General features: G+C 33.0%; 4 protein-coding genes and 1 pseudogene. 3 read left to right on the forward strand and 2 right to left on the reverse strand.

Annotated elements, in window-relative coordinates; all coding sequences use genetic code 11:
• Positions 1 to 141 precede the first annotated feature (141 nt).
• Both H540_RS30610 and H540_RS0121715 read left to right on the forward strand, forming a co-directional pair.
• Positions 142 to 399, forward strand: a pseudogene (locus tag H540_RS30610) (DDE-type integrase/transposase/recombinase); the annotation flags it as partial.
• A 302-nt stretch (positions 400 to 701) separates the two neighbouring features.
• Complete coding sequence (locus H540_RS0121715) at positions 702 to 1,265, forward strand: recombinase family protein (protein WP_028402363.1); 564 nt, start codon at positions 702 to 704, stop codon at positions 1,263 to 1,265.
• Between the two features lie 331 nt (positions 1,266 to 1,596).
• Here H540_RS0121715 and H540_RS0121720 read toward each other — a convergent pair whose 3' ends face one another.
• Both H540_RS0121720 and H540_RS0121725 read right to left on the reverse strand, forming a co-directional pair.
• Entirely contained in the window at positions 1,597 to 1,797 is a 201-nt protein-coding gene (locus H540_RS0121720) for a cold-shock protein (RefSeq protein WP_028402364.1), read from the reverse strand.
• Positions 1,798 to 2,191: 394 nt separating this feature from the next.
• On the reverse strand, positions 2,192 to 2,533 hold the full coding sequence (locus H540_RS0121725; protein WP_028402365.1) for a hypothetical protein: 342 nt from the start codon (positions 2,531 to 2,533) through the stop codon (positions 2,192 to 2,194).
• 957 nt (positions 2,534 to 3,490) lie between these two features.
• Between H540_RS0121725 and H540_RS0121735 the strand changes: the two genes are divergently transcribed.
• Positions 3,491 to 3,688: a hypothetical protein gene (locus tag H540_RS0121735; RefSeq protein ID WP_028402186.1), complete on the forward strand. Its 198-nt coding sequence runs from the start codon at positions 3,491 to 3,493 to the stop codon at positions 3,686 to 3,688.
• Positions 3,689 to 3,690: the final 2 nt, after the last annotated feature.

Genomic DNA, 3,690 nt, shown 5'->3' on the forward strand with positions numbered 1-3,690 from the left:
TTATATTAAGATAGTTTTAAGAGATAGTTACACAAGTTTTACATCGTTGGTAAGTGTGAGTGATATGTTATGTAAAGCAGAATTTCTCTTCATAAATAAAGTCCTCTTGAGCATGGGCTAAGACCCGAAATGGAAGAGTTTAAGAAAGAAAAAAAGATGCCAGTAGGCATTCAAATGGCATAAGTGAAATATCTCAATAACATAGTGGAACAAGATCATCGGCTTATTAAAAAACGTGTTCGTTTTATGTTAGGATTGAAATCATTTCGTACAGCCACTTACATACTGAGTGGCATAGAAGCAATGCATATGATTAAAAAGAAGCAGGTTCACCAAGGGGTGAAGTCTGCACAAAATCGAAAAGAATTCATTGATCAACTGTTTGGCATCGCATCATAATCCGTAAGTTAGCAGAGAATTTATAGCCTACGTTTTTTGTAAATTATCTTTGCACCAGAACCGATTCGGTAACTTTAAGGTGCGCGAACGAGCTACCCTGAAAGGTATGTTTTTTTCCATTTAACGGAAAATAACTAATTCTATAATGGGTTCTTTTTACTAGCTTTGGATGTTTCAAAAACTGTTGATTATGAAACATGAATTTATACCCCTGAATTCCTATGAAAATACGTTTCAAAATTACGTACCAGAATCAAAAAGATTGTGGTATAGTTTATTTGAAACATGAGGGGGAATATACTATGATTTTTGGCTATGCAAGGGTCTCAACTAAGCATCAAAATTTAGACATGCAGATTGATGAACTAAAAAAATATGGTTGTAAGGAAATTGTGACAGAACAAGAAAGTGGAGCAAATCAACAGCGGGAACAATTGAATCAACTGTTAAATAAATTACGAAATGGCGACACACTCGTAGTGTTCAAATTAGATCGCCTGGGAAGAACCATGCAGCAATTAGTTATGTTACTCAACCACTTTCGAGGAAAAGGGATTAACTTTGTTTCTATTAAGGACGGAATTGATACGTCTACGACGATGGGACGATTCTTATATCATATTTTTGGAGCTATGGCAGAAATGGAGCGTGAAGTCATTAATGAACGTGTAAAAAGTGGTATTGCCAGTGCAAAAGCTAGGGGAAGAATGGGAGGTCGGAAAAAGTCTCATTCTGAAAAGCAAATCCAGGGAATGTTAGAGATGATTCAGCTAGGTAGGTCTAAAAAAGAGGTCCAAGAAATTTTTGGTGTTTCTCGAACTACTTTATATCGATACATCAAAGAAAGCGAAAAAATACAAGATTAACCGCGTTTCTATTATTATATAGGTGTACGGAGGAAGGAGACTTGTTCTCCGACGACATACACCTTCACCAACCGAAGGGCGGTAGGTTAGCTATTTACTAACGCCTTTCGCTACGCTTCAGTTGTTGGAGAGTTGAGACGAGAGGCGCAAACTTATGCCCCTCTCGTCTCAACTCTTACTTTTCTAGGGAATCATAGATACAATGGTCCGTAAAAGTACTGTTTTTGAAACATCTACCCAATAAAATTTAATATTTAATGTAAAAAAAACAAAAAATAAAAAAACTACCAACATAAAAGAGAGAAGGGAATCCCCTTCTCTCTCACTTCAATTAGTTCTTTCTTACGTTTGTAGCCTGAGGTCCACGGTTACCTTGTTCAACATCAAAAGTAACTTCTTGACCTTCTTCTAAAGACTTAAATCCTTCACTTTGAATAGCTGAGAAGTGAACGAATACATCTTGTCCACCTTCAGTTTCGATAAATCCAAAACCTTTGTCAGCGTTAAACCATTTTACTTTACCGTTTTGCATGAAAAAAATCCTCCTAAAATGTACCTTTATGTACATATTCATTTTCAACCATTTTACAAGTCATAAAAAGGCATTAAAAAACCGCAACCTCTGAGAATATTTAACCTTGCTATCCCCTTTGAAGTTACAGCTTATTTAAATCTCTATAGTATTAAAAGTAAAATGGTTTAAAATCACTATAGCACCTTACCAATATAAAAGCAAAAACAATTGCGTTATAATGGCTTATTCATAGTTTCCATACATACTAATAAACTACTCATATAAATTATTAAATCCTAATTTACTTCTAATCATCAATGTATGTCCTATTCATGATTAGTTCACATAATTCGCGTTATCGGAAGTAAATCAATATGGTTTATTTAACATAAGCACCCGTTAGTGAAGAACATTATTTGTTTAATATGGGAGTGTTTGTAATTGATTTTCCAAGAATCTTTTCTAAATCTCTTTGTAATTTTGTATCTGACCCAATATAACTAACAATGATTTCTCCTTTTTGGTAAAAATGAGGATCATCTATCCATTCCATTAGTGAATTTCCGATAGTTGAGCCATCTTCAGATATTGTTTTTGATTCCTTTTTAGCTTCTTGTTCATTTTGAAATTCATAAATAGCTAATATTTTACCATCAACTTTATAGAAAGTGGCATAAGCTGAAGAAAAATAAGGACTCTTTCCAACTTGCTCTTTAATAACTGTATGACCTTCCTCTTGTAGCTTCTGTATCAAATTTTCAGATTGGATAGATTTTTTATCTAGATTACTTGTACATCCTGATAAAAATAAAACAATTAAAATTACAAAAGTGAATTTTTTTATGGCACAACCCTCCCATATTATAAATAGTTTTTTCTAGAAAGATTATGATATTTTTTAACTAACCTGCTTACTTTAGTTGAAGAAGAATCTGTTCCACAACTCTTAAGTTTTGAAACTAAAAGACATAAAAAAGACCGCCTATTGACAGTCCTGTTCTTGAATTAAAGCTAAAAAGGGATTTTAATATTATCTACATTAGACACCAAATATCACTGTTCCTAAAATCATATATGCAAAAGGAAAGAGGAATAAGACCGAATTTGCGAGGATAGCACCAAGCGTGAGTATATTCTTTTCGCTTGTATAGGCTTTTGAGGCAAAGAACAAACCAATAGGACAAAGTAATAAAGGAAAAAATATGGGTAATCCTTGTATCGTTTTGAGTGTAACAATATCAAATAGAAAATTGATAATGAATATAAGAGGAACAAGGAATAATAAGTAGGAAATAACAATAGTCCTTTTTTGCACAACAAGAACCCCCTTGAAATGAAAAATTCCGTTTCTTTAACTTTATCATACAACAGGTTTTATTTGGGTTGTATTACCATCTAATTCTTTAATTATCCTGCCTTGTTAGTTAAACAGGAAATCCTTCCGCAACTCTTAACTTTTGACACTTAAAATAAAAAAATCCTACATCAAAAAACGTAAGTATGCTGTATTACTCTCATGGCATACAACTTTCTTTTCTTTTTTTGTTTCTATAGCGAATTTTTTCATAATCTCAAGTTGTGTGATGTAAATTTGAAATTTCGCACACTAAAATTTGAAATTTCAGTATACAAACTTCAATTATCCCCTTTGTACAGGTGATGTTTATCTGAGTTATCATGAAGTAGCATATCAATCCAAGGGGGAATTATCGTGAAAACAGAGGACTTTTTAGTGACGTTTCATTTACCAAAAGGACAATTGGAGCAGACGATATGTGAAGAAAACTTGTCTGTTTTACAGAATAAATTAACGAGGGACATCACCGATAGAAATATTGACTACATAGAAATTGACGGAACTATTATCTTTACACGGCATATCAAATCATTCGATATACGAGAAAAATAGAG

This window comes from Ectobacillus panaciterrae DSM 19096, from assembly GCF_000430785.1.
GTDB classification, from domain to species: Bacteria; Bacillota; Bacilli; order Bacillales; family Bacillaceae_G; genus Ectobacillus; species Ectobacillus panaciterrae.